General features: G+C 70.2%; 27 protein-coding genes. 10 read left to right on the plus strand and 17 right to left on the minus strand.

Features of this window, described 5'->3' with window-relative positions; all coding sequences use genetic code 11:
* Positions 1-6: 6 nt before the first annotated feature.
* Positions 7-429 carry an SWIM zinc finger family protein gene (locus AC1DMQ_RS11835; protein WP_477033762.1) on the minus strand — a complete coding sequence of 141 codons (423 nt, stop codon included), beginning with the start codon at positions 427-429 and terminating at the stop codon, positions 7-9.
* Positions 426-827, minus strand: a complete 402-nt coding sequence (locus AC1DMQ_RS11840; protein ID WP_477033763.1) for a metallopeptidase family protein — start codon at positions 825-827, stop codon at positions 426-428. Before AC1DMQ_RS11840 ends, AC1DMQ_RS11835 begins: the two co-directional genes overlap by 4 nt.
* A 149-nt stretch (positions 828-976) precedes the next feature.
* Here AC1DMQ_RS11840 and divL point away from each other — a divergent pair, with 149 nt between their 5' ends.
* Complete coding sequence (gene divL / locus AC1DMQ_RS11845) at positions 977-3289, plus strand: cell cycle protein kinase DivL (RefSeq protein WP_477033764.1); 2313 nt, start codon at positions 977-979, stop codon at positions 3287-3289.
* Between the two features lie 150 nt (positions 3290-3439).
* Here divL and AC1DMQ_RS11850 read toward each other — a convergent pair whose 3' ends face one another.
* The 9 genes from AC1DMQ_RS11850 to AC1DMQ_RS11890 form a co-directional block, all read right to left on the minus strand.
* Entirely contained in the window at positions 3440-3760 is a 321-nt protein-coding gene (locus tag AC1DMQ_RS11850; RefSeq protein ID WP_477033765.1) for a 2Fe-2S iron-sulfur cluster-binding protein, read from the minus strand.
* A 32-nt stretch (positions 3761-3792) separates the two neighbouring features.
* On the minus strand, positions 3793-5013 hold the full coding sequence (locus AC1DMQ_RS11855) for an NAD(P)/FAD-dependent oxidoreductase (protein WP_477033886.1): 1221 nt from the start codon (positions 5011-5013) through the stop codon (positions 3793-3795).
* A gap of 183 nt (positions 5014-5196) precedes the next feature.
* A complete protein-coding gene (locus tag AC1DMQ_RS11860) occupies positions 5197-5979 on the minus strand; it encodes a succinate dehydrogenase iron-sulfur subunit (protein ID WP_056755985.1) in 783 nt (260 codons plus the stop codon).
* An 11-nt stretch (positions 5980-5990) separates the two neighbouring features.
* Entirely contained in the window at positions 5991-7778 is a 1788-nt protein-coding gene (gene sdhA, locus AC1DMQ_RS11865) for a succinate dehydrogenase flavoprotein subunit (protein WP_477033766.1), read from the minus strand.
* Positions 7778-8182 carry a succinate dehydrogenase, hydrophobic membrane anchor protein gene (gene sdhD / locus AC1DMQ_RS11870; protein ID WP_477033767.1) on the minus strand — a complete coding sequence of 135 codons (405 nt, stop codon included), beginning with the start codon at positions 8180-8182 and terminating at the stop codon, positions 7778-7780. The genes sdhA and sdhD overlap by 1 nt, the downstream gene beginning before the upstream one ends.
* Before the next feature lies 1 nt (position 8183).
* The gene (sdhC, locus tag AC1DMQ_RS11875; protein ID WP_477033768.1) at positions 8184-8591 is read right to left on the minus strand and encodes a succinate dehydrogenase, cytochrome b556 subunit; all 408 of its coding nucleotides are present in this window, start codon (positions 8589-8591) and stop codon (positions 8184-8186) included.
* A gap of 94 nt (positions 8592-8685) precedes the next feature.
* The gene (locus tag AC1DMQ_RS11880) at positions 8686-9276 is read right to left on the minus strand and encodes a GDP-mannose pyrophosphatase (protein ID WP_477033769.1); all 591 of its coding nucleotides are present in this window, start codon (positions 9274-9276) and stop codon (positions 8686-8688) included.
* A gap of 9 nt (positions 9277-9285) precedes the next feature.
* A complete protein-coding gene (zapE, locus tag AC1DMQ_RS11885) occupies positions 9286-10404 on the minus strand; it encodes a cell division protein ZapE (RefSeq protein WP_477033770.1) in 1119 nt (372 codons plus the stop codon).
* Positions 10405-10454: 50 nt separating this feature from the next.
* Positions 10455-11366, minus strand: a complete 912-nt coding sequence (locus AC1DMQ_RS11890; protein WP_477033771.1) for a LysR family transcriptional regulator — start codon at positions 11364-11366, stop codon at positions 10455-10457.
* Between the two features lie 137 nt (positions 11367-11503).
* On the opposite strand from AC1DMQ_RS11890, the gene AC1DMQ_RS11895 reads away from it, so the two are divergent.
* On the plus strand, positions 11504-12247 hold the full coding sequence (locus AC1DMQ_RS11895) for an SDR family oxidoreductase (RefSeq protein ID WP_477033772.1): 744 nt from the start codon (positions 11504-11506) through the stop codon (positions 12245-12247).
* Positions 12248-12337: 90 nt separating this feature from the next.
* Positions 12338-12529: a hypothetical protein gene (locus tag AC1DMQ_RS11900; RefSeq protein ID WP_477033773.1), complete on the plus strand. Its 192-nt coding sequence runs from the start codon at positions 12338-12340 to the stop codon at positions 12527-12529.
* A gap of 41 nt (positions 12530-12570) precedes the next feature.
* Here the strand turns inward: AC1DMQ_RS11900 and AC1DMQ_RS11905 are convergent, their stop codons facing one another.
* Positions 12571-13206 (minus strand): hypothetical protein, encoded by a 636-nt coding sequence (locus tag AC1DMQ_RS11905; RefSeq protein ID WP_477033774.1) that lies wholly within the window; start codon positions 13204-13206, stop codon positions 12571-12573.
* A 120-nt stretch (positions 13207-13326) separates the two neighbouring features.
* Between AC1DMQ_RS11905 and AC1DMQ_RS11910 the strand changes: the two genes are divergently transcribed.
* The 7 genes from AC1DMQ_RS11910 to trxA all read left to right on the plus strand — a co-directional run bounded on the left by AC1DMQ_RS11910 (position 13327) and on the right by trxA (position 23493).
* A complete protein-coding gene (locus AC1DMQ_RS11910) occupies positions 13327-14181 on the plus strand; it encodes a 1-acyl-sn-glycerol-3-phosphate acyltransferase (protein WP_477033775.1) in 855 nt (284 codons plus the stop codon).
* On the plus strand, positions 14178-14633 hold the full coding sequence (tsaE, locus tag AC1DMQ_RS11915; protein WP_477033776.1) for a tRNA (adenosine(37)-N6)-threonylcarbamoyltransferase complex ATPase subunit type 1 TsaE: 456 nt from the start codon (positions 14178-14180) through the stop codon (positions 14631-14633). The genes AC1DMQ_RS11910 and tsaE overlap by 4 nt, the downstream gene beginning before the upstream one ends.
* The gene (gene amgK / locus AC1DMQ_RS11920; RefSeq protein ID WP_477033777.1) at positions 14623-15714 is read left to right on the plus strand and encodes an N-acetylmuramate/N-acetylglucosamine kinase AmgK; all 1092 of its coding nucleotides are present in this window, start codon (positions 14623-14625) and stop codon (positions 15712-15714) included. Before tsaE ends, amgK begins: the two co-directional genes overlap by 11 nt.
* Positions 15711-16433 carry an N-acetylmuramate alpha-1-phosphate uridylyltransferase MurU gene (gene murU / locus AC1DMQ_RS11925; protein WP_477033778.1) on the plus strand — a complete coding sequence of 241 codons (723 nt, stop codon included), beginning with the start codon at positions 15711-15713 and terminating at the stop codon, positions 16431-16433. The genes amgK and murU overlap by 4 nt, the downstream gene beginning before the upstream one ends.
* 2 nt (positions 16434-16435) lie before the next feature.
* On the plus strand, positions 16436-19420 hold the full coding sequence (gene addB, locus AC1DMQ_RS11930; protein ID WP_477033779.1) for a double-strand break repair protein AddB: 2985 nt from the start codon (positions 16436-16438) through the stop codon (positions 19418-19420).
* A gap of 138 nt (positions 19421-19558) precedes the next feature.
* Positions 19559-23041: a double-strand break repair helicase AddA gene (addA, locus tag AC1DMQ_RS11935; RefSeq protein WP_477033780.1), complete on the plus strand. Its 3483-nt coding sequence runs from the start codon at positions 19559-19561 to the stop codon at positions 23039-23041.
* 89 nt (positions 23042-23130) lie between these two features.
* The gene (trxA, locus tag AC1DMQ_RS11940) at positions 23131-23493 is read left to right on the plus strand and encodes a thioredoxin (RefSeq protein WP_477033781.1); all 363 of its coding nucleotides are present in this window, start codon (positions 23131-23133) and stop codon (positions 23491-23493) included.
* Between the two features lie 62 nt (positions 23494-23555).
* On the opposite strand, the gene AC1DMQ_RS11945 is transcribed toward trxA, so the two are convergent.
* From AC1DMQ_RS11945 to AC1DMQ_RS11965, 5 genes are all read right to left on the minus strand, one after another.
* Positions 23556-23876, minus strand: coding sequence for a hypothetical protein (locus AC1DMQ_RS11945; RefSeq protein WP_477033782.1), 321 nt, complete (start codon positions 23874-23876; stop codon positions 23556-23558).
* 111 nt (positions 23877-23987) lie between these two features.
* Entirely contained in the window at positions 23988-24974 is a 987-nt protein-coding gene (rsgA, locus tag AC1DMQ_RS11950) for a ribosome small subunit-dependent GTPase A (RefSeq protein ID WP_477033783.1), read from the minus strand.
* 165 nt (positions 24975-25139) lie between these two features.
* The gene (locus AC1DMQ_RS11955) at positions 25140-25250 is read right to left on the minus strand and encodes a hypothetical protein (protein WP_018061233.1); all 111 of its coding nucleotides are present in this window, start codon (positions 25248-25250) and stop codon (positions 25140-25142) included.
* Between the two features lie 194 nt (positions 25251-25444).
* Entirely contained in the window at positions 25445-26029 is a 585-nt protein-coding gene (locus AC1DMQ_RS11960) for a MarR family winged helix-turn-helix transcriptional regulator (protein WP_477033784.1), read from the minus strand.
* A gap of 92 nt (positions 26030-26121) precedes the next feature.
* Positions 26122-26760, minus strand: a complete 639-nt coding sequence (locus tag AC1DMQ_RS11965; RefSeq protein WP_477033785.1) for an inner membrane-spanning protein YciB — start codon at positions 26758-26760, stop codon at positions 26122-26124.
* Between the last annotated feature and the right edge of the window lie 2 nt (positions 26761-26762).

The following is a 26762-nucleotide window of genomic DNA, read 5'->3' on the forward strand; positions in this document are numbered from 1 at the left end:
CGCCGCCTAGCCTTCCAGCGCCGCCAGCACCTTCGGGTCGCGCTTGGCCAGTTCGACGATCCGCTCGATCAGGGCGTCCTTGCTCTCCAGCGCCAGGCCGTCGCGCAGGCGGGCCAGGCGATCGCGGACATAGCCCCGGCCCGTCGTGTCCAGCAGATTGGCGGCGACCACCACGGCCGCCTGGTGCTTGCAGGCCCCGAACTTCTCGAAGCCCGGGCAGGTGCAGGCGCCTTCGCCGTCCGGGGCGCGCAAGCTGACGACATAGAGGTCGCCGACGCTGCCGGTCACGTGGGCGGTGACGGCGTCGTCTTCGATGGCCACCAGGTCGACCTTGCCCGCTTCCGCCAGCTGGACGCCGCTCTCGAACCAATGCGCCTCCATGCGTCCCTGCCAGGCCTCGGCGTCGAACAGGCTGTCGGCGGAACTCATGCGTCGTCCTCGATGCGGTGGATGTCGTCGTCCGACAGGCCGAAATGGTGGCCGATCTCGTGGACCAGCACGTGCGCGATCAGCTCGCCCAGGGTGACGTCGCCGCGCTCGCACCATTCGTCGAGGATCGGCCGGCGGTAGAGAAACACCATCGACGCCTGCGGCGTGGGGTCGAACAGCGAGCGGCGGGCCAGGTCGACGCCCTGGTAGAGGCCGGTCAGCTCGAACGGATCCTCGATGCCCAGATCGTCGAGCACCTCTTCGGAGGCGAAATCGTCGATGCGGAACACCACGTCGCCGGTCTGGCGGCGGAAGTCGACGGGCAGGTCGTCGAACGCCTTTCGCGCCAGGGCGGCGAAGTCGTCCAGGGACGGTGCGAGGCGATCGGTCCAGGTCATGGTCGGTACATAGGCTGGCGGGACCGCGCCGGAAAGACCAGTAAGGGCTGTGCGACAGCCACGCTCATCGCGCTCTGGTCACGCGCGGCCTAATCTGTGAATCTGATTCGCTAACCACGTCCGCAGCCCGGGGGCCGACGACAAGCCTGATGACCTCGTCCGACCTGATCTTGGCCGCGACGGCCGGCGCGGTCTGCCTCGCCCTTTGCGCCACGCTGTGGGCGATGTCCCAGCGACGGCGGTTCGAGGACCATCTCGTCCGCCTGAAGGCCCGCGCCCAGGTTCTGGAAACCCGGCTGATGGACAGCCAGGGGGCCGCCGAGGCCTTCGAGAGCGCCGTGGTCGCCATCCACGACGGCGGCGTCGACCTGGTGTCCGGCGAGGACGCCCTGGCCGAATGCGCCAAGATCCTCGACGTCGCCGCCGACGCCCAGGCCGTGGTCGTGGCCCTGACCGAAGCCGATCCGTCCCACGCCCAGAAGCTGAAGGCCCTGTTCGAACAGGGGGAGGTCTGCGCCTTCGAGGCGCGCGGTCCGCGCGGCGGCGTGCTGGTCGAGGGCCGGGCGGCCGGAACCCGGGCCTGGCTGCGCCTGGCCGCGGCCGCCGCCAACGAGACCGGCCTGCCCGACGCCGGCCGCTTCGCCGCCTTCATGGACGGCCTGGTCGAGCCGGCCTGGATCTCGGGCGCCGACGGCGCGCCGGTCTGGGGCAACGCCGCCTATCTGCGCGTGGTCGGGGTCGAGACCGCCGCCGACGCCTCGCGCGACAACAAGTCGATCGACCGGGCGGCCGACGCCTTGGCCGTCGAGGCCGCCAAGGCGGGCGAGCTGCGCGAACTGGTCCGCTGGGTGCCGCTGGACGGCCGCCGGCGGGCCCTGCGCTTCTCGGCCCAGCCGCTGGAAGGCGGCGGGGTCGGGGTGTTCAGCAGCGACGTCACCGAGGTCGAGGACATGCGCGACGCGCTGAAGAAGCACGTCGCAGCCCACGACGAGACCCTCAACCACATCGCCGACGCGGTGGCGATCTTCAGCGCCGGCCGGCGTCTCGCCTTCCATAACACCGCCTTCGCCGAGCTGTGGGGCCTGGAGCCGGCCTGGCTGGCCGAGCGCCCCACCCACGGCGAGGTGCTGGACCGCCTGCGCCAGCGCCGCCGCCTGCCCGAGACGGTCGACTACGCCAAGTGGAAGGCCGCCGAACTGGCGCGCTACGAGGACCTGGGGCCTCAGGCCGACGAGATGTGGGACCTGCCCGACGGCCGCACCCTGCGCGTCGTGCGCCAGCCCCACCCGCTGGGCGGCATGCTGCTGCTCTATTCCGACATCACCGGCGAGCTGCGGCTGAAGGCCCAGTACAACGCCCTGATCCAGGTGCAGCAGGCCACGCTGGACAAGCTGAACGACGCGGTGGCGGTGTTTGGCTCCGACGGTCGCCTGCGGCTGCACAACGAGGCCTTCGAGACCTTCTGGAACGTCTCGGCCCAGGCTCTTGAGGCGGCGGTCGACTTCGAGGGCGTGGTCGAGTTGTGCGTGCCGCGCCTGCACGACCTGAGCTTCTGGCGCGAACTCAAGGGCAGAGTGGCCGATCCCGACCCGCAGATGCGCGCCCCGACGTCGGGCGAGACCCGCACCTCGGACAATCGCATCATCGTCTATCAGAGCCGTCCGCTGCCCGACGGCGCGACCCTGATCGCCTTCGCCGACGTCACCGACACCCGCCAGCTGGAAAGCGCCCTGGCCGACCGCTCCCAGGCCCTGACCGAAGCCGAGCGGCTGAAGCGCGACTTCGTCGGCAACGTCTCGTACGAGCTGCGCACGCCGCTGACGACGATCATCGGCTATTCGGAACTGCTGGAGCGGGCCGACGGCCTGTCGGAACGCAGCCGGGGCCACGTGGCGTCGGTGCGCTCGGCGGCCACCCAGCTGGCCCGCTCGATCGACGACGTGCTGGACATGGCCCAGATCGACGCCGGCGAGATGGCGCTGGAGATCGAGGACATCCGCGTGGCCGGCCTGATGAGCGACGCCCAGGAGCGGTCGCTTAAACTTGCTCAGCTGGGCGGCGTCACGCTGTCGGTGGAGTGCGATCCGGACGTCGGCCTGATCCGCGGCGACCACAAGCGGCTGTCGCAGATCCTGGACCACCTGATCGAGAACGCCCTGCGCCAGACCCCGCCGGACGGGGTGGTCACCCTGTCGGCGCGGCGGGCTCTGGGCGAGGTGCGGCTGGACGTCGCCGACACCGGCCGGGGCGTGCCCTTCCACGTCCAGGCCCACATCTTCGACCGCTTCGTCGGCCGCGACCGCGGCGGCCCAGGCCTGGGCCTGGCCCTGGTCAAGGCGCTGGTCGAGCTGCACGGCGGCTGGGTGGCGCTGGAGAGCGAGCCCGGCGCGGGGTCGATGTTCACGTGCCACCTGCCCGAGACGCAGCAGCCCGGCGCGGCGCAGCCGGAGTTTGGGTTCTAGGATCTAGGTTCTTGCGGCGAACACTTGCCCCCTACGGATCGCTTCGCGATCGTCTTCCCCCAAAGGGGGAAGAGGGGCTGTGCGGCGGCCCTCAGCCCCCTATGGGGGCGGACAGGCGGCGAAGCCGCCAGGTGGGGGCAAGTATGCCGCCTAGTGCTGGCTCTCAGGCAGCCGCACCACCAGCCCGTCCAGCCCGTCCGACACCTTGATCTGGCACGACAGGCGCGAGTTCGGCTCGACGTTCTCCGCGAAGTCCAGCATCGACTCTTCCATGGCCGACTTCTCGCCGGTCTTGGACAGCCAGGCGTCGTCGACATAGACGTGGCAGGTGGCGCAGGCGCAGGCGCCGCCGCAGTCGGCGTCGATGCCCGGCACGTTGTTCTTCACCGCGCCTTCCATGACCGTCAGGCCCGGCTTGACGTCGATGACGTGGTCCGTGCCGTCGTGCTCGATGTAGGTGATCTTGGCCATGGGTCCCCTGAACTCGCTTTTGAACGGTCGTTTTACGCCGCTACTTCTTTCATGGAAATCGTCGGATCCGCCAGCTTCTCGATGCTGACGGACGTGCGCTTGGCGATCAATTGCTTGCCGGCCATGAACTCGGGCGGCGCGTTGACCGCCTCGACGGCCTGGACCAGGTCGCCCTTCAGGTGGAAGACGGCGAACTTGGCGGCCGCCACGTCGCCCCGCACCACCTGGCGGTCGGCGTCGAACGGCAGGCCGGCGATCTGCAGTTTCAGATCGTATTGGTCGGACCAGAACCACGGGATCTCGTGCGGCGGCATCGGCCGGCCGGCGATGGCGGCGGCGGCCTGCTTGGCCTGCTCCAGGGCGTTGGGCACGCTTTCCAGGCGGAACTGGCGGCCGTAGATCGGCAGCGGCCGGTGGGTCAGGTCGCCGATGGCGAACACGAACGGATCGGCCGTGCGGGCCTCGATGTCGACCACCACGCCGTTGGCGCACTCCAGCCCGGCGTCGCGGGCCAGCTCCTCGTTGGGGATGGCGCCGACCCCGACCAGGGCGGCGTCGCAAGCGATCACCGAACCGTCGGTCATCCGCACGCCGGTCACGTGGCCGTCGACGCCGTCGAAGCCCGCCACATTGGCATCCAGCATGAAGGTCACGCCGCGCGCGCCGTGATAGTCCTGGAAAAAGAAGGACAGGGTCTCGCAGGCCACCCGGGCCAGCACGCGCGGCTCGCGCTCGATGATCGTGGCGTGGCCGCCCAGGGCCATGGTCGAGGCCGCGGCCTCCAGGCCCACATAGCCGCCGCCGACCACCGCCAGACGCTTGCCGGGACCGAGGTGGCTCTTCAACGCCTCGGCGTCGGCCGCCGTGCGCAGGGCCAGGACGCCGGCCAGGTCCGCGCCGGGGATCGGCAGGGCGCGGGCCCGGGCGCCGGTGGCCAGGATCAGGTAGTCGTAGGGGAGGTGCTCGCCCGAGGCCAGGGTGACGGTCTTGGCGCCGCGATTGAGGCTGACCACCACGCCGCCCAGGCGCAGGGAGACGCCCGCCTCCTCGTACCAGCTGGAAGGCTTGAGCTGCAGGCTGTCGGCGTCGGCCTCTCCCTTCAGCCAGGCCTTGCTGAGCGGGGGGCGCTGATAGGGCAGCAGGGGCTCGTCGCCGATCAGCACGATCGGGCCGGTGTGGCCGTATTGGCGAAGGAAGGCGGCGGCCGAACCGCCGGCATGGCCGGCGCCGACGATCACGACGCGGGCGTTCAGATCACCGGTCCCTGCTTCACTCAAAGCCAAAGTCCTCCCGTTCGAGCAAAGATGACGGTGGCGTCACCTTTTTGCAAGCCGATCGGCCTTGGGCTCGAAGATCGGTTTTAGCGATCTTCTGCGGCGTTTGAAGCACCCTCGTCCCGAGCCCGTCGAAGAACGAGGGAAATGGAGCCGTGGTGTCTAGACCACGCGCTCCACCAGCATCTTCTTGATCTCGGCGATCGCCTTGGCCGGGTTCAGACCCTTCGGGCAGACCTGGGCGCAGTTCATGATCGTGTGGCAGCGATAGAGCTTGAACGGGTCCTCGAGGTTGTCGAGGCGGTCGCCCGTGGCTTCGTCGCGGCTGTCGATCAGCCAGCGGTAGGCGTGCAGCAGGGTCGCCGGACCCAGGTACTTGTCGCCGTTCCACCAGTAGCTGGGGCACGAGGTCGAGCAGCAGGCGCAGAGGATGCACTCGTAGAGGCCGTCCAGCTTGGAGCGGTCTTCCGGCGACTGCTTCCACTCGGTCTGCGGCTCGGGCGTGACGGTGTGCAGCCAGGGCTCGATCGAGGCGTACTGGGCGTAGAACAGCGTCAGGTCGGGGATCAGGTCCTTGACCACCGGCTGGCTGGGCAGCGGGCTGATCTGCACGGCCTTGCCGGGGGTGTCGGCGTGGCCGTGGGTGCAGGCCAGGGTGTTGCGGCCGCCGATGTTCATCGCGCACGAGCCGCAGACGCCTTCACGGCACGAGCGGCGGAAGGCCAGCGTCGGGTCGATGGTGTTCTTGATGTAGAGCAGGGCGTCCAGGACCATCGGGCCGCAGGCGTCGACGTCCACCTCGTAGGTGTCCCAGCGCGGATTGCGGCCGTCTTCCGGATCGTAGCGATAGACCTTGAACGCGCGCGTGTTCTTGGCGCCGGCCGGAGCGGGCCAGGTCTTGCCGTTCTGGACGGTGGAGTTCTTGGGGAGGGTGAGCTGAACCATCGATCGTACCCTCAGTACACGCGCTGCTTGGGCGGGATGTAGTCGATATCTTTCGACATGGTGTAGCTGTGCACCGGTCGGAAATCGATCTTCACCTTGCCGGTCGACTGGTCGAGCCAAGCCAGGGTGTGCTTCATCCAGTTGGCGTCGTCACGCGTGGAGAAGTCCTCGCGGGCGTGGGCGCCGCGGCTTTCGGTGCGGTTGACCGCCCCGGCCACGGTCACGACCGCCTGGCCGATCAGGTTGTCGAACTCCAGGGTCTCCATCAGGTCGGTGTTCCACACCAGCCCGCGGTCGCTGACCTTGATGTCCTTGGCCTTGTCCCAGACCGTCTGCAGGCGCTCGACGCCGCTCACCAGGCTCTCGCCGGTGCGGAACACCGCGGCGTCCTCCTGCATGGCCTTCTGCATTTCGAGGCGCAGGGCCGCCGTCGGCTGGCCGCCGTTGGCGTTGCGGAAGCGGTCGAAGCGGGCCAGGTGGCCGTCGGTCATGCTGGCCTTCAGCTCGGGCTGGGTGGCCATCGGCTTGAGGATCTCGGCGCAACGCAGCGCGGCCGCGCGGCCGAACACCACCAGGTCGATCAGGCTGTTGGAGCCCAGACGGTTGGCGCCGTGCACCGACACGCAGGCCGCCTCGCCCACGGCCATCAGGCCGGGGATCACCTGGTCGGGGTTGTCGCCCGACTTGGTGACGACTTCGCCGTGGTAGTTCGTGGGGATGCCGCCCATGTTGTAGTGGACGGTCGGCAGGACCGGGATCGGGGCCTTGGTCACGTCGACGCCGGCGAAGACCTTGGCGGTCTCGGAGATGCCGGGCAGGCGCTCGTGCAGGATCTTCGGGTCCAGGTGGTCCAGGTGCAGGAAGATGTGGTCCTTGTTGGGGCCCACGCCGCGGCCTTCGCGGATCTCGATGGTCATGGCTCGGCTGACCATGTCGCGCGGAGCCAGGTCCTTCACCGACGGGGCGTAGCGCTCCATGAAGCGCTCGCCTTCCGAGTTGGTCAGGTAGCCGCCTTCGCCGCGGGCGCCCTCGGTGATCAGGCAGCCGGCGCCGTAGATGCCGGTGGGGTGGAACTGCACGAATTCCATGTCCTGCAGCGGCAGGCCGGCGCGCAGGGCCATGGCGTTGCCGTCGCCCGTGCAGGTGTGGGCCGAGGTGGCCGAGAAGTAGGCGCGGCCGTAGCCGCCGGTGGCCAGGATGACCATCTGGGCCTGGAACCGGTGCAGGGTGCCGTCGTCCAGCTTCCAGGCGGTGACGCCCCGGCAGACGCCGTCTTCCATGATCAGGTCGAGCGCGAAGTACTCGATGAAGAACTCGGTGTCGTGGGCCAGGGACTGGCCGTACATCGTGTGCAGCATGGCGTGACCGGTGCGGTCGGCCGCCGCGCAGGTGCGCTGGATCGGGCCTTCGCCGAAGTTCTTGGTCATGCCGCCGAAGGCGCGCTGATAGATCTTGCCGTCCACGGTGCGCGAGAACGGCACGCCCCAGTGCTCCAGCTCATAGACCGCCGCCGGAGCGTTGCGGGTCAGGTATTCGATGGCGTCCTGGTCGCCCAGCCAGTCCGAGCCCTTGACGGTGTCGAACATGTGCCAGCGCCAGTCGTCCTGGCCCATGTTGCCCAGCGAGGCCGAGATCCCGCCCTGGGCGGCGACCGTGTGGCTGCGGGTCGGGAACACCTTGGTGACGCACGCCGTCTTCAGGCCCGCTTGCGCGCAGCCGAGCGCGGCGCGGAGGCCCGAGCCGCCGGCGCCGACGACGACGACGTCGAACTTGTGGTCGATGAACTTGTAGGCCGACATCAGAAGGCTCCGGTGAAGGCGACCTTGAGGATCGCCACGACCCCAAGAGCGCCGCCGAGGACGCAAACGAAAAGATTGGCGAGGACCAGCACGGTCTTGACCGTGAAGTCCGGGATGTAGTCCTCGATCACGACCTGCACCTGAAGCCTCAAATGGATCAGGGCGACGACGATCAGCAGGCAGAGCAGGACGGTGTTGTGCGGGATCGACACCCAGATGGCGGCGCCGTCGAAGTCCAGGGCCGCCAGGCGCAGGCCGGCGAACAGGCCCCACAGGGCCAGCGGGATCAGGGCGATGCCCGACACGCGCTCGGTGATGAAGTGGCCGACGCCGTGGTGCGAGGCGCCCAGGCCGCGGGCCCGGGAGATCGGCGTGCGGAAGCGGGCGGAGGAAGGACCGGCCATATCAGAGCGCTCCGGTTTGGGCGGCGATGACCCAGACGACGACGGCGCCGACCACCGCGAAGGCGATGGCGCAGGCGCCGGACATGTCGGCGATCTTCGGCGTGAAGCCCTTGCCGGCGTCCCAGACGGTCTGACGCACGGTGTAGGCGATGTTGTAGAGCACCGCGACGGTCAGGCCGAACAGCACCAGCTTGCCGAGGAACGAACCGAGCAGTCCGGTGTAGCAGGCGTAGGCTTCAGGACCCGAGGCCAGGGCCAGGGCCCAGCCGGCCAGCAGCAGGACGCCGACATAGAGGGCGAAGACGGTGGCGCGGTGCAGAATCGAGCAGGCCATGGTGATGTGCCAGCGCCAGACTTGCAGGTGCGGCGACAGGGGGCGGTCGGGAAGTCCCCCGCTGGTGTCGGTCATGGTTGCGTCCAACCCTTTGGCTTTGTGCGTTGCGGGATGCTTTTAAGCGCGACGTTGGGGGTGTCAACGCGGCCGCCCTTGTTGAGAAACGTTCTCAGACCTGGGCCCGAAACAGGTTCAGCGCCGCGTGCTGCAGCAGCATGATGGTCTTGGCGTCGCGGATGCGGCCGTCGGCGACCATGGCCAGGGCCTCGTCGATGGCCAGTTCCAGCACCTCGATGTCCTCGCCCTCGTCCGGATGGCCGCCGCCGTCGCCGATCCGCATCGAGGCGTCGTACTCGGCGACGAAGAAGTGCAGGACCTCGGTCACCGAGCCTGGGCTCATGAAGGCCTGGAAGACGGGCGTCACCGCGCCGAGCCGATAGCCCAGCTCCTCCTCGACCTCGGCGCGGATGCGCACCTCCGGCTCGGCGTCGTCCAGCAGGCCGGCGGCGGCCTCGATCAGCAGGTCGTCATAGCCGTTGACGAAGGCCGGATAACGGAACTGCTTGACCAGCAGCACGGTGCGGTTGGCCAGGTTGTAGGGCAGCAGCACCGCCCCGTTGCCCCGGTCGTAGTGCTCGCGGTGCTGGGTCTGCCAGGTCCCGTCGCGGCGCTTCCAGTCGAAGGTGGTCGTCTTCAGGACGTACCAGTTGTCGGAGAGCAGTTTGGTCTCGTGGACGCGGACGCGGTCTTTGATGCTCATCAGGCTCTCCTAATCCCGGATCCGAGCGACATAGTCGGCCGAACGCATTTCCTGCAGGCGCGACACCGTCCGCTCGAACTCGAACGACCCGTCGCCGGCCGGGTACAGCGCCTCGGGCTCGCCGTGGGCCAGGGCCACCAGCTTGGCTTCGGCCTCGTAGAGGGCGTCGACCAGGGTGTTGAACCGCTTGGCCGCGTCGCGCCGATCGGGCGTCAGCAGCGGCACGTCTTCCAGGAACAGGGTGTGGAAGCGCTCGGCGATCGCCAGGTAGTCCTGCGGGCCCAGCGCCTGCTGGCAGAGGCTGGCGAACGAAGCGCGCAGCAGGCCGCCGGCGGCGCGCGGGAAGTGCATCTTGCGACCCAACACCTCGAGTTTGGCGCCGGTCTCCTCGGCCCCGTCCAGCATGTCGGCCCACAGCGCGTCGAACGCGGCGAGGTTGGTCTTGTCGTCCGGGGCCAGCCAGGTGCGGGCGGCGCGCAGGCGATCCAGGCGGAAGTCGACCGGGCCGCGCACGGCGACCACGTCCATCTTCTCCTTCAGCATGTCGATGAAGGGCGTGAAGAGCTGGCGGTTGAGTCCGTCCTTGTAGAGGTCGTCCGGCGGGCGGTTCGACGTGGCCACCAGGGTCACGCCCTGGGCGAACAAGGCCTCGAACAGCCGACCCAGGATCATGGCGTCGGCGATGTCGGTGACCTGCAGTTCGTCGAAACACAGCAGGCGGGCGTCGGCGGCGATCAGGTCGGCCGTGGGCGCGATCGGGTCGTCGCCCTTGTGCTGGCCGAAGCGCGCCTTGCGCTCGGCCGCGTCGCCCTTGCGCCAGGCGTTGATGTGCTCGTGGACCTCGGCCATGAAGGCGTGGAAGTGCGCGCGGCGCTTCTTGGTCACCGGGGCGCTGTCGAAGAACAGGTCCATCAGCATGGACTTGCCGCGCCCGACCGGTCCCCACAGATAGACGCCCTTCTGGCCCTTTGGCTTGCGCCCGAACAGCGAGAAGCCGGGCTCGCCGGCGTTGTCGAGATCGGCCTCCAGCCGCGACAGGGCGTCGACCGCGGCGGCCTGGGCGACGTCGGGCTTGATCTCGCCCTGGGCCAGGCGCTCTCGGTAGGCGGTGCGGACGGATGTGGGCATCGCCACGGGGGTTAGCGCGCCAGAAGCTCCAGGGAAAGGGGGCGAGGAGCCTAGGCGCGGCCCGGCGTGCGAAGGCGGCCGCGCATGAACTCCACGAAAGCGCGGAGCGGAGCGGAAGCGCCCAGGCGGCTGGGATAGTAGAGACGCCAGTCGGTGGGACCGGCCAGATAGGGGTCCAGCACCCGCTCCAGCCGCCGCGTCATCACGTGCGGCATGGCCAGGGGCTCGGGCTGATAGGTCAGGCCCAGCCCGTCCAGCGCGCCCTTCAGCAGGAAGTCGAAGTCGTTGACGCTGATGGCGCTCTCGACCGCCACCTGGAACTCGCGGCCGTCCTCCTCGAACTCCCAGCGGTAGTTGTTGCGGCGGGTGGTCTGCAGGACGTTCAGGCAGGGGATGGTCTTCAGGTCGCGCGGATGCTCGGGCCGCCCCCAACGGTCCAGCAGGGCGGGCGCGCCGACCACGCAGAACCGGAACGGGTTCGACACCCGGACGGCCACCATGTCGGGCGCGATCATCTCGCCCATCCGCAGGCCGACGTCGAAGCCCTCCTCGATCAGGCTGACCTGGGCGTCGTCGACGACGATCTCCAGCCGCACGTCCGGATAGGCGCGGAGGAAGTCGGTGACCACCGGGGCCAGCACCATCCGCAGGGCCAGGCGCGAGGTGGTCAGGCGCACCGTGCCCGCCGGACCCTCGCCCAGGGCCCGCGCCGAGACCGTGGCGGCCTCCATCGCCTCGACGGCCGGTTGGGCGCCCTGCAGGTAGCGCCTGCCGGCCTCGGTCAGCCCGACTTCCCGCGTGGTGCGGGCGAACAGCACGACGCCCAGCCGGGCCTCCAGCTGCTTGACCGCATGGCTGACCGCCGCCGGCGTCACGCCCAGATCGGCCGCCGCCACGGTGAAGCTTCGCCGCCGCGCCACGGTGGTGAAGGCCACGACGCCGTCCAGCAGGTCGCGCTGCATTATCAAATCCTGTTTGAAACAACGTTCAAACTATCAAGGATTATCGCGAGGAGGTCGAGCGCTCATCTTCCAGCTCACGGGGACGCCGACAGCGACGCCCACCTGGAAACCCCACGGGGAAAACAAGGAGCACCACCATGACCAACAACATTTCCGGCAAGGTCGTCGTCGTCACCGGGGCCAGCAGCGGCCTGGGTGAAGCCACCGCCCGCCACCTCGCCGCCAAGGGCGCCCGCCTGGTGCTGGCCGCCCGCCGCATCGACCGCCTGGAAGCCCTGGTCGCCGAGATCACCGCCGCCGGCGGCCAGGCCATCGCCGTCCAGACCGACGTCACGGTCAAGGCCGACGCCGACGCGATGATCGCCGTCGCCATCAAGGCCTTCGGCCGGGTCGACGTGCTGATCAACAACGCCGGCTACATGGCCATCGCCCCGATGTCGGCCGCCCTGACCGACGAGTGGGACAAGATGATCGACATCAACATCAAGGGCCTGCTGTACGGCGTGGCCGCCGCCCTGCCGGTGTTCGAGGCGCAAGGCTCGGGCCACTTCGTCAACATCAGCTCGATCGCCGGCCGCAAGGTCTTCAGCCCGGGCGGCACGGTCTACAGCGGCACCAAGTTCGCCGTTCACGCCATCTCCGAAGGCCTGCGGCATGAAGTCGGCTCGAAGATCCGGGTGACCGTCATCTCGCCCGGTGGGGCCAACACCGAGCTGAAGCACGGCAGCTCCGACGCGGAGTCGCTGAAGAACCTCGACGCGTTCTACCAGATCGCTATCGGCGCCGACGCCATCGCCCGCGGCATCGCCTACGCGGTCGAGCAGCCGGCCGACGTCGACGTCAGCGAGATCGCCATCCGTCCCACCGCCCAGGACTTCTAAGCTCCGGGTCCTGACCGAACCGCTCCCGGCCATGAAACGTGGCCGGGGGCGACGTCGTTTGTTTCCCTGACACGTCAGAAGGAGACCGACATGGCCCAACCCGAAGACCGCACGATTCCCTCGGACCTCGCCCCCGAAGGCGAGACGGCGGCGCTCTACGACGCCGACGACAACCTGGACCTCGACGCGGGCGCCGCGCCGCGCGACGGCGACCTCGACCACCGCCCCGGAACCAAGACCCGCCACGCGCGGAAGGCCGAGATCAGCAACCGGCCAGTGTGATCCGACTGGGGACATGCCCTCGCGGCGTGTCCCCGGCCTTCCTAGGCCCCCAGATCCTTCCGCACGAACCGGTAGGTCTCGCGCTTCTCGCAGGCGCAGGCCTTCATCTTGCCGTCCGGGGTCCACCAGACCAGCAGCGGATAGGCGAAGTTCACGCCGTTGGCCTTGAGCAGCGGCCGCAGGTCCTCGACGGTCTTGCGGCCGGCTTCGATCACGGCGGTGCGGGCGACGTCGCCGTCGGCGGGGGCGATGCCGGCCGCCGTCCAGGCCTCGACCGGCGTGGCGTCCCACTTCTCCGACAGCGCCCAGCTGCGGTTGACCCACATCTCGGCCACGGTCGCGCGCTCGGCGGGGGTGGACTTCGGCACGCCGTTTCGGTCGGCGCGGGCGATCTCGATCAACCGGGTGTCGACGCCCGCCTTGTGCAGGCCCGGATACTCCTCGTGCTTGAAGCGCACGCAGTCGGGACAGGTGCGGAAGCTGACCATGTAGAGCTTGGACCCCTTCAGGCCCGGCGACACCCAGCCGGCGGTCTCCAGGATCTTGGCGATCTCGGCCTGGTTCCTGGTGATCGTCTTGGGCCGCCAGCGCAGCTCGAAGTTCCAATAGGCCCAGGCCCCCGCCCCGACGGCGGCGACCACGACGATGGCGACGAGCCAGCGACCGAAACGCTTCATGCAAGAACTCCCTCTTCCCCAGCCCCTAACGTCCGACGTCGCGACGGGTCCGTCAAATTTCATGTGGGATCATTCCGGCCTCGCCTTGGAACAACGCGGCGGCTTCTCTAGAGTCGGCGGATGACCATGCCGCAGGCCGTCGAACCGGCCCGCCCCCACATCATCGACACCCTGATCGCCGAGCGGGCGCCGAACCTGTGCGGCTCGCCGGCCTGGCCGCTGGCGCGTGGGCCGCTGCACGCCCTGCTCAGCTACGGCAAGGCCCGGGCCATGGTCGACGCCATCGCCCCGATGGGCGGCCGCGAGGCGCTGGAATACGTGTCCGACCTGCTGAGCGTCGAGGTCGACGTCCAGGGCCTGGAGAACCTGCCCGCCAAGGGCCGCGTCGTGGTGATCTGCAACCATCCCACCGGCATCGCCGACGGCATGGCGGTCTATGACGCCCTCAAGGCCCGACGGCCGGACATGCGGTTCTACGCCAATTCCGACGCCCTGCGCGTCTGTCCGGGCCTGGACGAGGTGCTGATCCCGGTGGAGTGGGTCGAAGCCAAGCGCACCCTGAGCGACACCCGCCGCGTGGTCGAGCGCACCCGGGCGCTGCTGAAGGACGAGCAGGCCCTGACGATCTTCCCCGCCGGGCGCCTGGCCACCAAGGTCGAGGGCAAGCTGACCGACAAGCCCTGGCAACCCTCTGCGGTGTCGATCGCCCGCTGGAGCGACGCGCCGATCACGCCCATGCACCTGTCAGGACCGTGGTCGACCCTGTTCCACCTGTTCGACGGCCGCGCGCAGGAGCTGCGCGACATCACCCTGTTCCACGAGATGCTCAACAAGCGCGGGCGGCGGTTCTCGCTGATCGTCGGCAAGCCGATCGCCGCCAGGGCGCTGGACCCCGACGCGGCCATGGCCACCGGGGCGCTCAAGCACTTCGTCGAGCGCGTGCTGCCCACCAACCCCGACGCGGTGTTCGGATGATCGAGATTTCCCTGCCCGACGAGGCGGCCACCGAGGCCCTGGGCCGGAAGCTGGCCTCGGCCCTGCGCCCCGGCGACGCCGTCTGCCTGACCGGTCCCCTGGGGGCCGGCAAGTCGACCCTGGCCCGCGCCCTGGTCCGCGCCCTGACCTCGCCCGACGAGGAAGTGCCCAGCCCGACCTTCACCCTGGTGCAGTTCTACGACGGCCCCGACTTCCCGGTCGCCCATTTCGACCTCTACCGCCTGACGGACCCGGACGAGGCCTACGAGATCGGGCTGGAGGAGGCGCTGGAGGACGGCGCGGTCCTGATCGAATGGCCCCAGCGCCTGGAGGGGCGCCTGCCGGCTGACCGACTCGCTATAGACATCACTCCCATGGGCGACGATGGCCAGGCGCGCCGCGCCGTCCTCACGCCGCACGGAACCTTCGAAGGACGCACGCTTGAGCTCTGATCGCGAAACCCTCAAGGCGGCCTTCCTGTCGGCCCACGGCTTCGGCGACGCCCGCCGCGAACTGCTCAGCGGCGACGCCTCGACCCGGGCCTACGAGCGCCTGTATCGCGGCGACGAACGGTTCATCTTCATGGACCAGCCGCCGGCCCTGGAGAGCGTGGTCTGCCCGCCCGGCGCCAGCGACGCCGAGCGCGTGGCCCTGGGCTACAACGCCGCCGCCCGCCTGGCGGCCGGCTCGGTCGCCGCCTTCGTGGCCACCGCCGCCTATCTGCGGGCGCGCGGCCTGTCGGCCCCGGCCATCCTGGCCCACGACGTCGAGGCCGGGCTGGCGGTGCTGGAGGACCTGGGCGACGGCCTCTACGCCACCCTGATCGCCGAGGGCCAGGACGAGGTCCCGCTGTACGAGACCGCCGTCGACGTCCAGGTCGCGTTGCACGCCGAGACCCCGCCGGATGTGCTCACGGTCGAGGGCGGCGTGGTCTGGCCGCTGCTGACCTATGACACCCTGGCCCTGAAGATCGCCACCGACACCTTCCTGGAATGGTGGCCGAAGTTCTCGGGCCTGCCTGCGTTCGACGACGCGGCGGTGGCCGAATGGGACGCCTTGTGGGCTCCGGTCTGGGTGCGCGGCGAGGCGGGAGCCTCGGTCTTCACCCACCGCGACTATCACGCCCAGAACCTGCTGTGGCTGCCCGAGCGCGACGGCGTGGCCCGGGTCGGTCTGCTGGACTTCCAGGACGCCCTGCGCGCCCACCCGGCCTGGGACCTGACCCACCTGCTGCAGGACGCCCGCCGCGACGTCTCGCCCGAGCTGGAGCAGGCCATGCTGGACCGCTACCTGGCCGCCCGGCCCTCGGTGGATCGAGGCGCGTTCATCGCCGACTACCGCGCCCTGGCCGCCTCCAACGCCGCGCGGATCCTGGGCCGGGTGTTCGCCCGCCAGGCCCTGCTGGGCCGGCCGCAGTACGAGGCCTACATGCCGCGCACCTGGCGCTACCTGGAGCGTAACCTGAACGATCCGGCCATGACCGGCCTGAAAGCCTGGTTCGATCGCTACGTCCCGTCGGAGTTCCGCCGATGAGCGCCCCGAAAGTCGCCATGGTCCTGGCCGCCGGCCTGGGCACCCGCATGCGCCCCCTGACCGACGACCGGCCCAAGGCCCTGGTCGAGGTCGGCGGCAAGGCGCTGATCGATCACATGCTGGACCGCCTGGCCGCCGCCGGGGTCGAGACCGCCGTGGTCAACGTCCACTACTTCGCCGACCGGCTCGAAGACCATCTGGTGAAGCGCGCCGCGACCCACCCCCTGCCCCGCATCGTCATCTCCGACGAACGGCCCCAGGCCCTTGAGACCGGCGGCGGCGTCAAGCACGCCCTGCCGCTGCTGGGCGAGGCGCCGATCTGGGTGGCCAATATCGACTCCGTCTGGATCGAGGACAGCTCGGCCATCGAGGCCGTGGCCCGCGCCTGGGATCCGGCGACCATGGACGTCTGCCTGATGCTGGCCTCGACCACGGAGTCCCTGGGCTTCCACGACACCGGCGACGTGTTCCTCGATGGCGACGTCGTACGCTTCAAGGGTCCCGGCGAGACCGCGCCGCTGGTCTATGTCGGCGTCCACATCACCAAGCCGAAGATCGTGGCGGACGGTCCGGACGGTCCGTTCTCGCTGACCCCGATCTGGAAGGCCCTGGCCGCCCAGGGGCGCGTGCGCGGCGTCGCGCCGTCCGGGGTGTGGATGCATGTCGGCGACCCCGACGCGCGGGACATCGCCGAGGCCCGGCTCGCAGGCGGAGCCTGACCATGACGGGCCCCTTTGATCGCCCGGGGCCGCGCTGGGTCTCGATCCCCGCCCACCGGCCCTTCGTCGAGGACCTGGCGCGCGGGCTGCTGGACGCCTTGGCGCCGCTGGGGCCCGAAGCCCTGCCCGCCGCCACCGTCCTGACCCCCACCCGACGCGGCGCCCGCGCCCTGGCCGACGCCTTTCTCGCGGCCGGCGGCGGCAGGGCCCTGCTGCTGCCGCAGATCCGCCCGCTGGGCGATCTGGACGAGGGCGAGCCGCCGTTCGAACCCGGCGAGCTGAGCCTGGACCTGCCGCCCGCCGTCTCCTCGCGCCGCCGCCGGTTCGAACTGGCGCGCCTCGTCGCCGACAACAGCCATCTGCTGTCGTTCCAGCCCCAGGCGGGCGAGGCGCTGGAGATGGCCAAGGCGCTGGCCGAGTTCCTCGACAGCTGCCAGATCGAGGAGGTGGTCACCGACGACGGCCGCTTGGACGGCTTGGCCGAGGGCGACCTGGCCCAGCACTGGCAGGTCTCGGCGCGGTTCCTGAAGGCCGTGCTGACCGCTTGGCCCAAGCGGCTGGACGAGATGGGGCTGATCGACGTCAGCGACCGACGGGTGCGGCTGCTCAATGCGCTCTCGGACCAGTGGGAGGCCAGCCCGCCCCAGGGCGTGCTGGTCGCCGCCGGCTCGACCGGCACCGCGCCGGCCACCGCCCGCCTGCTGCGGGTGATCGCCAGCCTGCCCCAGGGCGCGGTCGTGCTGCCGGGTCTCGACGACGGCCTGGCCGACGACGCCTGGGACCAGATCGAGGGCGTGCAGGGCGAGCAGCATCCGCAGGGCGCGATGAAGCGCCTGCTGGACGGGGCCAAGGTCACCCGCGCCGACGTCCGCCCCTGGTGGCCCGAGGCCGACAGCCGGGGCCGCTGGCGCCGCCGCCTGATCAACGAGGCCCTGCGCCCAGCCCAGGCCACCGCCGACTGGCTGGCCCAGATCGATCGCCTGCGCGCCGAAGCTCCGGGGCTCGACCCGATCGAGGAGGGGCTGAAGGGCCTGTCCCTGGTCAACGCCCGCACCGAGGAGGAGGCGGCCGTCGCCTGCGCCTTGCTGCTGCGCGAAGCCCTGGAGACCCCCGGCCAGACCGCCGCCATGGTCACCCCCGACCAGGAGCTGGCCCGACGGGTCAACGCCCGGCTGGTGCGCTGGGGCGTGATCCCCGACAGCTCGGCCGGCGCCCCCCTGGCCGCCAGCGCCGCGGCGATCCTGGCCCAGCACGTGGCCGGTCTGGCGGTGGACGCGCTGGACCCCGTGCGCTTGCTCGCGGTGGCCAAGCACCCGCTGCTGCGGGGCGACCTGGACGTCACCCGCGACCTGGAGCGCCACGGCCTGCGCGGCCCCGCCCCGCGCGACGCGGCCCAGCTCCTGGAGCGGCTCGAGAACTATCCCGACGCGAAGGCTCTGATCGAACGCGTCCTGGCCGCCGCCCATCGCGTCGCCGCACCCTATGTCGCCGACCCCAAGGCGGGCCAGCCGGCCGCCGCCGCACGGGCCCTGGTCGAGGCGCTGGAGGCCCTGGCCGATCCCACCGACCTGTGGGCCGGTTCGGCCGGCGAGAGCCTGGCGGGCCTGCTGTCATCGCTGATCACCGACGGCGTCGCCCTGCCGCCGGCCTCGGCCCAGGGCTTCGCCGACCTGTTCGACCGGCTGGTCAACGAGGAGACCCTGCGCACCGGCGGCGCCACCCACCCGCGCCTGCGGATCTTCGGGGCCATCGAGGCGCGGATGGTGCGGGCCGACCGGCTGATCCTGGCCGGGCTGGAGGAAGGGATCTGGCCGCGCGGCGCGCCGATCGACCCGTTCCTGTCGCGGCCGATGCGCGCCAAGCTGGAGCTGCCGCCGCCAGAGCGCCGCATCGGCCTGACCGCCCACGACTTCGCCCAAGCCGCCTGCGCGCCCGACGTGATCCTGGTCCACAGCGAGCGGCGCGGCGGGGCGCCGGCTGTCGAGAGCCGCTGGCTGTGGCGGTTGAAGACCCTGGCGCGCGGCGCCGGCCTGCACCTGACCGAACGCCCCGACGTGCTGGCCTGGGCGCGCGATCTCGACGCGCCCGGTCCCTACGAACCGATCAAGCGCCCGGCCCCAACCCCGCCGGTCGCCGACCGTCCGCGCAGGATGGCCGTCACCCGGGTCGAGGCCCTGACCCGCGACCCCTACGCTGTCTGGGCCCGCGACATCCTCAAGCTCTTCCCGCTGGACCGTCCCGACGAGCCGGTCGAGGCCCGGGCGCGCGGCACGGCGATCCACGCGGCGTTCGAGACCTTCTCGCTGGAGCATCCCGGCCCCGTGCCGGCCAACGCCGCCGAAATCTTCGCCGGGCTCTATCTGGGCGAACTGGAAAAGGCCGGCATGCCGCCCGCCGCCCTGGCCCGCGAACGCGCCTTGGCCCGCGAGGCGGCGCTGTGGGTCGCCGAGCTGGAGACCCGTCGCCGGGCCGGGGCCGAACGCATCGTGGTGGAGGCCGCCGGCGAGCTGACCTTCGACATCGGCGGCCGGCCCTTCACGGTCACCGCCAAGGCCGACCGCATCGAGCCGACCCCCGACGGCCTGGCCCACATCCTCGACTACAAGACCGGCGCCGCGCCGTCGAAGAAGCAGGTCGAGACCGGCTTCTCGCCCCAGCTGACCCTCACGGCCGCCATCCTGCGCGAGGGCGGCTTCAAGGACATCGGTCCGCGCGAGCCGGGCGACCTGACCTATCTGCGGGTCACCGGCCGCAAGCCCGCGGGCGTCGAGGAGGTGCGCGCCGCCGCCGGTGTCGACAGCCAGGAGGCGGCGATCAAGGCGCTGAACGGGCTGCGCGAACTGATCGAGCGGTACGACAATCCGCGTCAGCCGTACCTGTCGCGCGTGGCGCCGCAGTTCGTGCACGACCACGTGGGCGACTACGGGCACCTGGCGCGGGTGTTCGAGTGGTCGACCAGCGGCGATGACGGGGAGGGTTCGGAATGAACCTTGCCCTGCCCCAAAAGTCCCTCCCCCTGTGGGGGAGGCGGCCCGAATGGGCCGGAGGGGGGAGTGATCCCACCTCGGCCGTATCCCCCCACCGATCGCTGCGCGATCGCCTCCTCCACGGGGGGAGGGCCTAGCATGTCGGACGTCGTACACATCGACCCCCAGCGCATCGCCGCCGATCCCGCCATCTCGGCCTTCGTCACGGCCAACGCCGGCTCGGGCAAGACCAAGACCCTGATCGACCGGGTCGCGCGCCTGCTGCTGGCCGGTTCGTCGCCCGAGGCGATCCTGTGCGTGACCTACACCAAGGCCGCCGCCGCCGAGATGCAGCGCCGGCTGTTCGAGCGCCTGGGCGAGTGGTGCGTCACCCCCGACGTCAAGCTGCGCGAACAGTTGGGCGCTCTGGAGGGCCGCGATCCCACCAGTTTCAGCCACAAGCAACTGTCCGAGGCCCGAGGCCTGTTCGCCAAGGCGCTGGAGACGCCGGGAGGGCTGAAGATCCAGACCATCCACGCCTTCTGCGAGAAGCTGCTGCGGCGCTTCCCGCTGGAGGCCGGGGTCTCGCCCGGCTTCCAGGTGATGGACGACAGCGCCTCGGCCGCCATCGCCCAGGGCACCCTGCGGCAGGTGGCGACCTATGTCACCGACCATGACGACGCCTTCGCGGTGGCCTATGCCCGGTTCTCGGTGGCCCTCGACTTCGCCGGCTTCGAAGCGATGTTCGCCACCTTCGAGACCCAGCGCGGAGCGATCGGCGAATACCTGGGGAAGGTCGGCGGCCTGCAGGGCGCGATCGAGGACGTCTGGAAGGTCTGCGGCTTCCACTACGGGGCCAGCAGCGTCGAGGACGTCGTCGCTGAAGCGATGGCGGAACTGGACCGCGACCTCTGGCGCTCGGCGGCCGACGTGCTGTTGAACGGCACCAAGACCGACATCAAGTGCGCAGGCCAACTTCGGGCGGTGGCCACCGACCCCGACGCCGACCTCGACCAGGCCTTGGCGGCCCTGTTCACGGAGAAGGGGGCCGGCACGCCCGCGACCTGGCCAGCCAAGACCTCGGGTCTGAAAGCCCATGAGCATCTCCGCGAGCGGCTGCTGGCCGAACAGGAGCGCCTGGCCGAGGCCCGCGAATGGCTGCGCGCCGCCCGCGTGGCCGAGGACAGCGCCGACGCCCTGCGCCTGGCGGCCCTCTACGTCACCTCGCACCAGATCGAGAAGGACGCCCGGGGCGCGCTCGACTTCGCCGACCTGATCGACAAGACCAAGGTGCTGCTCACCGAAAAGGTCGACGCGGCCTGGGTGCTGTACAAGCTGGACGGCGGCATCGACCACATCCTGCTGGACGAGGCCCAGGACACCGCCCCCGAGCAGTGGGCGATCCTGCGGGCCCTGACCTCGGACTTCTTCGCCGGCGAGGGCGCGGTCCGCTGGCGGGCCCAGCATAAAGGCGAGGACGCGCGCACCCTGTTCGTGGTCGGCGACGAAAAGCAGTCGATCTATTCGTTCCAGGGCGCCGATCCCCAGCGCCTGCTGGCAGAGACCCAAGGCTACATCGCCCAGATCACCGCCGCCGACCAGATCGGCAAGGCCGTGCCCCTGACCATGTCGTACCGTTCGACGGTCGAGGTTCTGAGCTTCGTCGACGCCCTGTTCTCGGCGCCCGAGACTCGCTCGGGCGTGCCCGCCCCGGCCGGCGAGGACGTGGTCCGCCACCAGCCGTTCCGCGTCGACCACAAGGGGTGCGTGGACCTGTGGCCGCTGGAGCGCGAACTGCCCGGCGAGGAGCGCGAGGCCTGGGACGCGCCGCTGGACGCCGAGAGCGAGCACGGCGCCAATCGTCGCCTGGCCGAGAAGATCGCCGTCGAGATCCAGGCCCTTATCGCCCGCGGCGACGCGGTGTTCGACAAGGAGACCCGCCAGTGGCGGCCGGCCCATCCGGGCGACATCCTGGTGCTGGTCCGTCGGCGCAAGGCGCTGTTCGAGGAGGTGCTGCGGGCGCTGAAACGACGCGGCGTGCCCGTGGCCGGCGCCGACCGCCTGAGCCTGTCGGCCCACATCGTGTTCGACGACCTGCTAGCCCTGGGCCGGTTCTGTCTGTTCCCCGACGACGACCTGACGTTGGCGGCCCTGCTGAAGAGCCCGTTCTGCGGCCTGTCGGACGAGGACCTCTACGCCCTGGCCAAGGGACGGCCTGGGACGCTGTGGAAGTCCGTGAACGACCGCGCCGCCGAGCAGCCCAGATGGTCCGCCGCCCGCGACCTGCTGCGCTGGGCCCTGGCCGAGAGCCGCCGCAAGCAGCCGTTCGAGTTCTACGCCCTGCTGCTGGGCCGGGTGGACGACACCGTCCGCTCCAACCGCGCCAAGGTGCTGACCCGCCTGGGCGAAGAGGCCGCCGAGGCCCTGGACGAGTTCCTGGCCCAGATCCTGGCCGCCGAGCAGCGCGGGGTGCGCGACCTGGAGGCCCTGGTCGCCGACTTCGCCAGCCTCGACATCGTGGTCAAACGCGAGATGGAGGGCGCGCGCCAGGAGGTGCGGGTGATGACCGCCCACGGCTCCAAGGGCCTTGAAGCGCCGATCGTCTTCCTGCCCGAGACCACCATGAAGGGCGGGGCGCGCGGCTCGCCGCTGATGCAGACGCAAGCCGGCGGCTTCCTGTGGTGCGCGTCCAAGGCCAACGACTGCGAAGCCAGCATGATGGCCCGCGAACGTCGCGAGAAGAAGGACGCCGAGGAGGCCCTGCGGCTCTACTACGTGGCCCTGACCCGGGCGCGGGACCGCCTGATCCTGTGCGGCCGGATCGACGCGCGGACCAAGGACGAGAACGTCGGCGGCTGGTACGCCGCCGCCCAGGCCGCCTTCGCCCATCCCGACATCGAACCGGGCGTGCGCGAGATTTCCGACGACGGCCGCAAGCGCTTCGGGCCGGACCCGATGAAGGCCGAAGCCCTGGCGCCCCGCCTGGCGCCCGCACCGGTCCCCACGCCCGCCTGGACCCTGGCTCCGGCCGCGCCCGAGACGCCCGCCGCCCGCTACGCCGCTCCTTCCACCCTGGAGGACGAGGCCCGGGGCAGCGCGCCCTCGCCCCTGGCGGCGGTGTCGGGCCTGGGCCGCTATCGGCGCGGCGAGATCATCCACCGGCTGCTGCAGCTCCTCCCCGACATCGAACCCGCCGCCCGCAGGACGGCCGCTGGCCGTCTGCTGGCCGCCGAGCGCGACCTGACCGACGACCAGCGCGCCGAAATGGCGTCGGCGGCCTTCGGCGTGCTGGAAGACCCTCGATTCGCCGCCGTGTTCGGTCCCGGCTCGCGGGCCGAGGTCTCGGTGGCGGGCGGGGCGTCCAAGCTGCCGGCGGAGCTGAAGATCGCCGGCCGGGTCGACCGGCTGGTGGTCACGCCGGACCGCATCCTGGTGGTCGACTACAAGACCAATCGCCCCTCGCCCGACCGCATCGAGAACGCCGATCCGGCCTATCTGTCGCAGATGGCGGTCTATGCCGCCGTGCTGGCCGAGGTGTTCCCCGACCGCCCGATCGAGGCCGCGATCGTGTGGACGGACGGCCCCAAACTCATGGCGGTTCCAGAAAAGGTGATGGCCTCGGCCCTGGCCCGGCTGTTCTAGATCATTGCCGAGGGGGGCGCGGGTCCCTAAATCTTGCTGCAAGACGGGGAGCGAATCCCCGGTAACGACAGTTTTCTAGCGCGCCCCGGATGTCCGGGCGCAGATGGAGCCAGACGATGAGCACCGTGACGGTGACCGACGAGTCCTTCGAAAAGGACGTCCTGCAGGCCGAAAAGCCGGTCCTGGTCGACTTCTGGGCCGAATGGTGCGGCCCGTGCAAGCAGATCGCCCCGGCCCTGGAGCAGATCTCCGAGGAACTGGCCGACCACGTCACCGTGGCCAAGGTCAATATCGAGGACAGCCCCACGACCCCGTCGCGCTACGGCGTGCGCGGCATCCCGACCATGATGCTGTTCCGCGGCGGCCAGATGGCCTCGATGAAGGTCGGCGCCATGCCCAAGGCCAAGATCCTGGAATGGCTGAACGAAGCCGGCGTGCACCAGCCCGCCTAAGCGCTCGCTGATCTCCAGCGCACAGCCGCCCGCCTCGCCGACGCGAGGCGGGCGGTTTGCGTTTACGAGGGCTCCGTCTCGCTTTCGCGGAATTCGTCCGCTTCCACGAAGGCCACGCCCTCTTCGTCCAGCACCCACGCCCCCATGAACGCGGGATGCGCCGGATCCAGCTCCTCGTCGATCAGGTCACCTTCGTAGAGGCCGACATTGCTGTAGTCGAAGTCCAGCGAGAGTTGATGGGCCAGGCCCACCATCTCTTCAGCCATTCGGCGCGAGTAGCCCAGCGCTTCGCTCTCGTTGACGAACTCGTCCGCGAGCGTGCTCACCTCCGCCGCATCGCTGCCTTGGGTCGCGCTGGTGGTGACGATGGTGAAAGCGGGCATTGGCGTCTCTCGTAAGTGGCGATCCCTCACCTAGCCCCGTTTGTCGGGAGGCGCGGGCTATATTCTGAAAATACCGCTCGCGACGGCGGGGAGCCGCTGAGCGTCGGACGGTCAGTCGGCGCCCCGGTCGTCCTTCTTGGTGGCGCGGTATTTCTTCTGAAGCCCGCCCAGGCGGCGGCGCTCGGCGTCCTTGGCCGCGCGATCGGCCTTGTCGTCCACGGCGGCCAGTTCAAGCCCCAGCTTCTGGAAGTGCGCCCAGCGATCGGGGTCCAGGGCCCCGCTCTCCAGCGCGCCGCGCACCGCGCAGCCGGGTTCGTTGGCGTGGCCGCAGTTGTTGAACCGGCAGGCCTGCGCCAAGCGCTCGATATCCTCGAACACCTCGCTCAAGCCTTCCTCGGCGTCGATCAGTCCGACTTCCCGGATGCCGGGCGTGTCGATGATCAGCCCACCGCCGGGCAGCAGGACCAGCTCGCGATGGCTGGTGGTGTGGCGTCCCTGGTCGTCGGCTTCACGGATCGCCTGGGTCGCCATGCGCTGCTCTCCCAGCAACACGTTGACCAGCGTCGACTTTCCAACGCCGGACGAGCCGATCAGCACGCAGGTCTCGCCTGGAGCCAGATGGGCCAGCAGGGCGTCGAGCCCCACGCCTTGCCGCGCCGACACCTGGACGACGGGGCAGCTGGCCGCCAGGGCCTCGATCTCGGCGGCCTGGAGCGACGGTTCGGCGCAAAGGTCCGACTTGGTCAGCACCACCACGGCGCGCGCGCCGCTCTGCAAGGCGGCTGCGAGGTAGCGCTCGATCCGGCGCGGATTGAGGTCGGCGTTCATCGAGGTGACGATGAAGGCCAGGTCGATGTTGGCGGCGACCACCTGCGGCGTTTGCGTGCTGTCGGCGGCCCGACGCACGAAGGCCGTGCGGCGCGGCAGGATGGCGTGGATGGTGGCGGTGCGCTCGACGAGGTTCCTCGACAACGCCACCCAGTCGCCGACCGCCGGGTGGCCGGCCTCGCGCGCCTCGTGACGCAGGCGTCCCGACGGTTTGGCCCGCAGTTCGCCCTCGTCGGTGGCCACCAGGTATCCGTTCCGCTGCTGGACCACGACGCGCCCCGGAACATGGCCCGCGCGCGCGTGCGGTTCGAAGGCCCGCGCTAGCGGATCGGACCATCCATACTGCTTGATCACGTCACGGCTTCCACAAGTACGGGGACGGGCCAAACCCCACCGCCCACCCCACCGACGCGGAGCGGGCGGTCTGGCGTGCGCCTACTTCTTGCCGGGCGTGACAATGAACGGCGAGACCGAGGCCGGGGCCGTCTTCTTGTCGGCCTTCGGTTTGCGGACTTCCTTGTTGGATTTCTTCTGACCCTTGGCCATGGCGGCTCCTGCCCGGACGCTCGCGCGCCTGGGAAATCCAGCGGGCCGAGCCGCCCTTTCGGCGTGGAGTGATCCTTAAAGCGTCGCCGAGCGGGGGTCTAAAGGTTTCGGTGGAAGCCCTGCCCCATCCTACGACCGTCATCCCGACCACGGGGCCCGGGATGACGGCTGAAAATAAAGGGAGGGACCAAGGCCTAGGCGGCCTTCTTGGCCGCCTTTTCCTTCTTGGGCTTCTTGTCCTTCTTGCCGTGGGCCGGTTTCTCGGCCTTGGGGGCCTTGAGCTTCTTGGCCTTGGCCTCGGGCTCGGCGTGGACGTCCGAGACGGCCATGTCGCTGAGCAGCTCCAGGAAGCCCTCGCGCTTGCTGGGCTTGAGCAGGGCCAGGATGCGGGCGTCGGCCATGGCCACCTTGGGGCGGCTCTCCTCCAGGACGGCGGCGCCGGCGGGGGTCAGACTGACGGTGTTGGCGCGGGCGTCCTGGTCGGAGCGCTGGCGCTCCAGGTGGCCCTTGGTGATCATCCGGGCGACCATGTCGGCCAGGGTGGAACGGTCGATGCCGGTGGCGCGGACCAGGCCCGTCTGGGTGACGCCCTCGTTCTCGGCCACGGCGGCCAGGACCGCGAACTGGCGCTGGGTGATCCCGCCCGTCCCGCTTTCCTCGGCGTAGATGTCGAGGGCCAGTTGCAGGACCCGGTGCAGGAGATGGCTGGGCGAACGGGCCAAGGCCCCGCCGTTATCGCTCCCACGCTCGCTCTTCGAGTCGCCCTTGGTCTTGGCCATGGTCCGTCGTCCCTCGTTTCCGTCGACGGACCTTTAAATACCACGGTTAGACGTCGTTTTGACGACAGACGGTCCGTGGGCTGTCGATATCGCTAGAAGCCCGCATCCGGCGGCTCGGGGGTCTTGGCGTCGTCGCCCTTGGCGATGTGCTTCATCATGAAGGGCACCTGGCTGAGCGAGAACAGCAGGGCCAGGGGCAGCAGGCCGATCCGGAACTTCACCCACATGTCGGTGGTCTGGGTCAGGCGGACCAGTTCGTTGGCGATCGCGGCGAAGGCGAAGTAGCCGCCGTAGCGCAGGGTCAGGGTGCGCCAGGCCGCGTCGGGCAGGTGCACGGCCTCGCCCATCAGGGCCTTCAGCGGCGCGCGGCCCGTGAGCACGCCGCCGATCATGAAGATGGCCAGGGCCGAGTTGACCACGGTGACCTTGATCTTCACGAACACGTCGCTGTGGAACACCAGGCCCAGGGTCCCGAAGATCAGGGCCATGACGCCGGAGAACAGCGGCAGCAGCGCCACGCGGCGCTCGACCACATAGCCCAGGACCAGGGCCAGGGCCGAGGCGGCCACCAGCACCCAGGTGGCGGTCTGGAAGTTGCGGCCGGTGGCGAAGAAGGCCACGCCGAACGCGACCGGCGCGCCGTAGTCGATGGCGGTGCGCACCCAGGCGGCGTTCTTTTTCTTGGTCGCTTCGGGGGCGGCTTCGGGAGCGGTGGGAGGCGTGTCGGTCATGT

The organism is Caulobacter sp. 05L422 (assembly GCF_056397765.1).

Excerpts from the sequence above, each read along its gene's own strand:
- AC1DMQ_RS11835 (WP_477033762.1), bottom strand. The coding sequence starts at position 429 with ATGAGTTCCGCCGACAGCCTGTTCGACGCCGAGGCCTGGCAGGGACGC.
- AC1DMQ_RS11840 (WP_477033763.1), bottom strand. The coding sequence starts at position 827 with ATGACCTGGACCGATCGCCTCGCACCGTCCCTGGACGACTTCGCCGCC.
- divL (WP_477033764.1), top strand. The coding sequence starts at position 977 with ATGACCTCGTCCGACCTGATCTTGGCCGCGACGGCCGGCGCGGTCTGC.
- AC1DMQ_RS11850 (WP_477033765.1), bottom strand. The coding sequence starts at position 3,760 with ATGGCCAAGATCACCTACATCGAGCACGACGGCACGGACCACGTCATC.
- AC1DMQ_RS11860 (WP_056755985.1), bottom strand. The coding sequence starts at position 5,979 with ATGGTTCAGCTCACCCTCCCCAAGAACTCCACCGTCCAGAACGGCAAG.
- sdhA (WP_477033766.1), bottom strand. The coding sequence starts at position 7,778 with ATGTCGGCCTACAAGTTCATCGACCACAAGTTCGACGTCGTCGTCGTC.
- sdhD (WP_477033767.1), bottom strand. The coding sequence starts at position 8,182 with ATGGCCGGTCCTTCCTCCGCCCGCTTCCGCACGCCGATCTCCCGGGCC.
- sdhC (WP_477033768.1), bottom strand. The coding sequence starts at position 8,591 with ATGACCGACACCAGCGGGGGACTTCCCGACCGCCCCCTGTCGCCGCAC.
- AC1DMQ_RS11880 (WP_477033769.1), bottom strand. The coding sequence starts at position 9,276 with ATGAGCATCAAAGACCGCGTCCGCGTCCACGAGACCAAACTGCTCTCC.
- zapE (WP_477033770.1), bottom strand. The coding sequence starts at position 10,404 with ATGCCCACATCCGTCCGCACCGCCTACCGAGAGCGCCTGGCCCAGGGC.
- AC1DMQ_RS11890 (WP_477033771.1), bottom strand. The coding sequence starts at position 11,366 with ATGCAGCGCGACCTGCTGGACGGCGTCGTGGCCTTCACCACCGTGGCG.
- AC1DMQ_RS11895 (WP_477033772.1), top strand. The coding sequence starts at position 11,504 with ATGACCAACAACATTTCCGGCAAGGTCGTCGTCGTCACCGGGGCCAGC.
- AC1DMQ_RS11900 (WP_477033773.1), top strand. The coding sequence starts at position 12,338 with ATGGCCCAACCCGAAGACCGCACGATTCCCTCGGACCTCGCCCCCGAA.
- AC1DMQ_RS11905 (WP_477033774.1), bottom strand. The coding sequence starts at position 13,206 with ATGAAGCGTTTCGGTCGCTGGCTCGTCGCCATCGTCGTGGTCGCCGCC.
- AC1DMQ_RS11910 (WP_477033775.1), top strand. The coding sequence starts at position 13,327 with ATGACCATGCCGCAGGCCGTCGAACCGGCCCGCCCCCACATCATCGAC.
- tsaE (WP_477033776.1), top strand. The coding sequence starts at position 14,178 with ATGATCGAGATTTCCCTGCCCGACGAGGCGGCCACCGAGGCCCTGGGC.
- murU (WP_477033778.1), top strand. The coding sequence starts at position 15,711 with ATGAGCGCCCCGAAAGTCGCCATGGTCCTGGCCGCCGGCCTGGGCACC.
- addB (WP_477033779.1), top strand. The coding sequence starts at position 16,436 with ATGACGGGCCCCTTTGATCGCCCGGGGCCGCGCTGGGTCTCGATCCCC.
- addA (WP_477033780.1), top strand. The coding sequence starts at position 19,559 with ATGTCGGACGTCGTACACATCGACCCCCAGCGCATCGCCGCCGATCCC.
- trxA (WP_477033781.1), top strand. The coding sequence starts at position 23,131 with ATGTCCGGGCGCAGATGGAGCCAGACGATGAGCACCGTGACGGTGACC.
- AC1DMQ_RS11945 (WP_477033782.1), bottom strand. The coding sequence starts at position 23,876 with ATGCCCGCTTTCACCATCGTCACCACCAGCGCGACCCAAGGCAGCGAT.
- AC1DMQ_RS11955 (WP_018061233.1), bottom strand. The coding sequence starts at position 25,250 with ATGGCCAAGGGTCAGAAGAAATCCAACAAGGAAGTCCGCAAACCGAAG.
- AC1DMQ_RS11960 (WP_477033784.1), bottom strand. The coding sequence starts at position 26,029 with ATGGCCAAGACCAAGGGCGACTCGAAGAGCGAGCGTGGGAGCGATAAC.
- AC1DMQ_RS11965 (WP_477033785.1), bottom strand. The coding sequence starts at position 26,760 with ATGACCGACACGCCTCCCACCGCTCCCGAAGCCGCCCCCGAAGCGACC.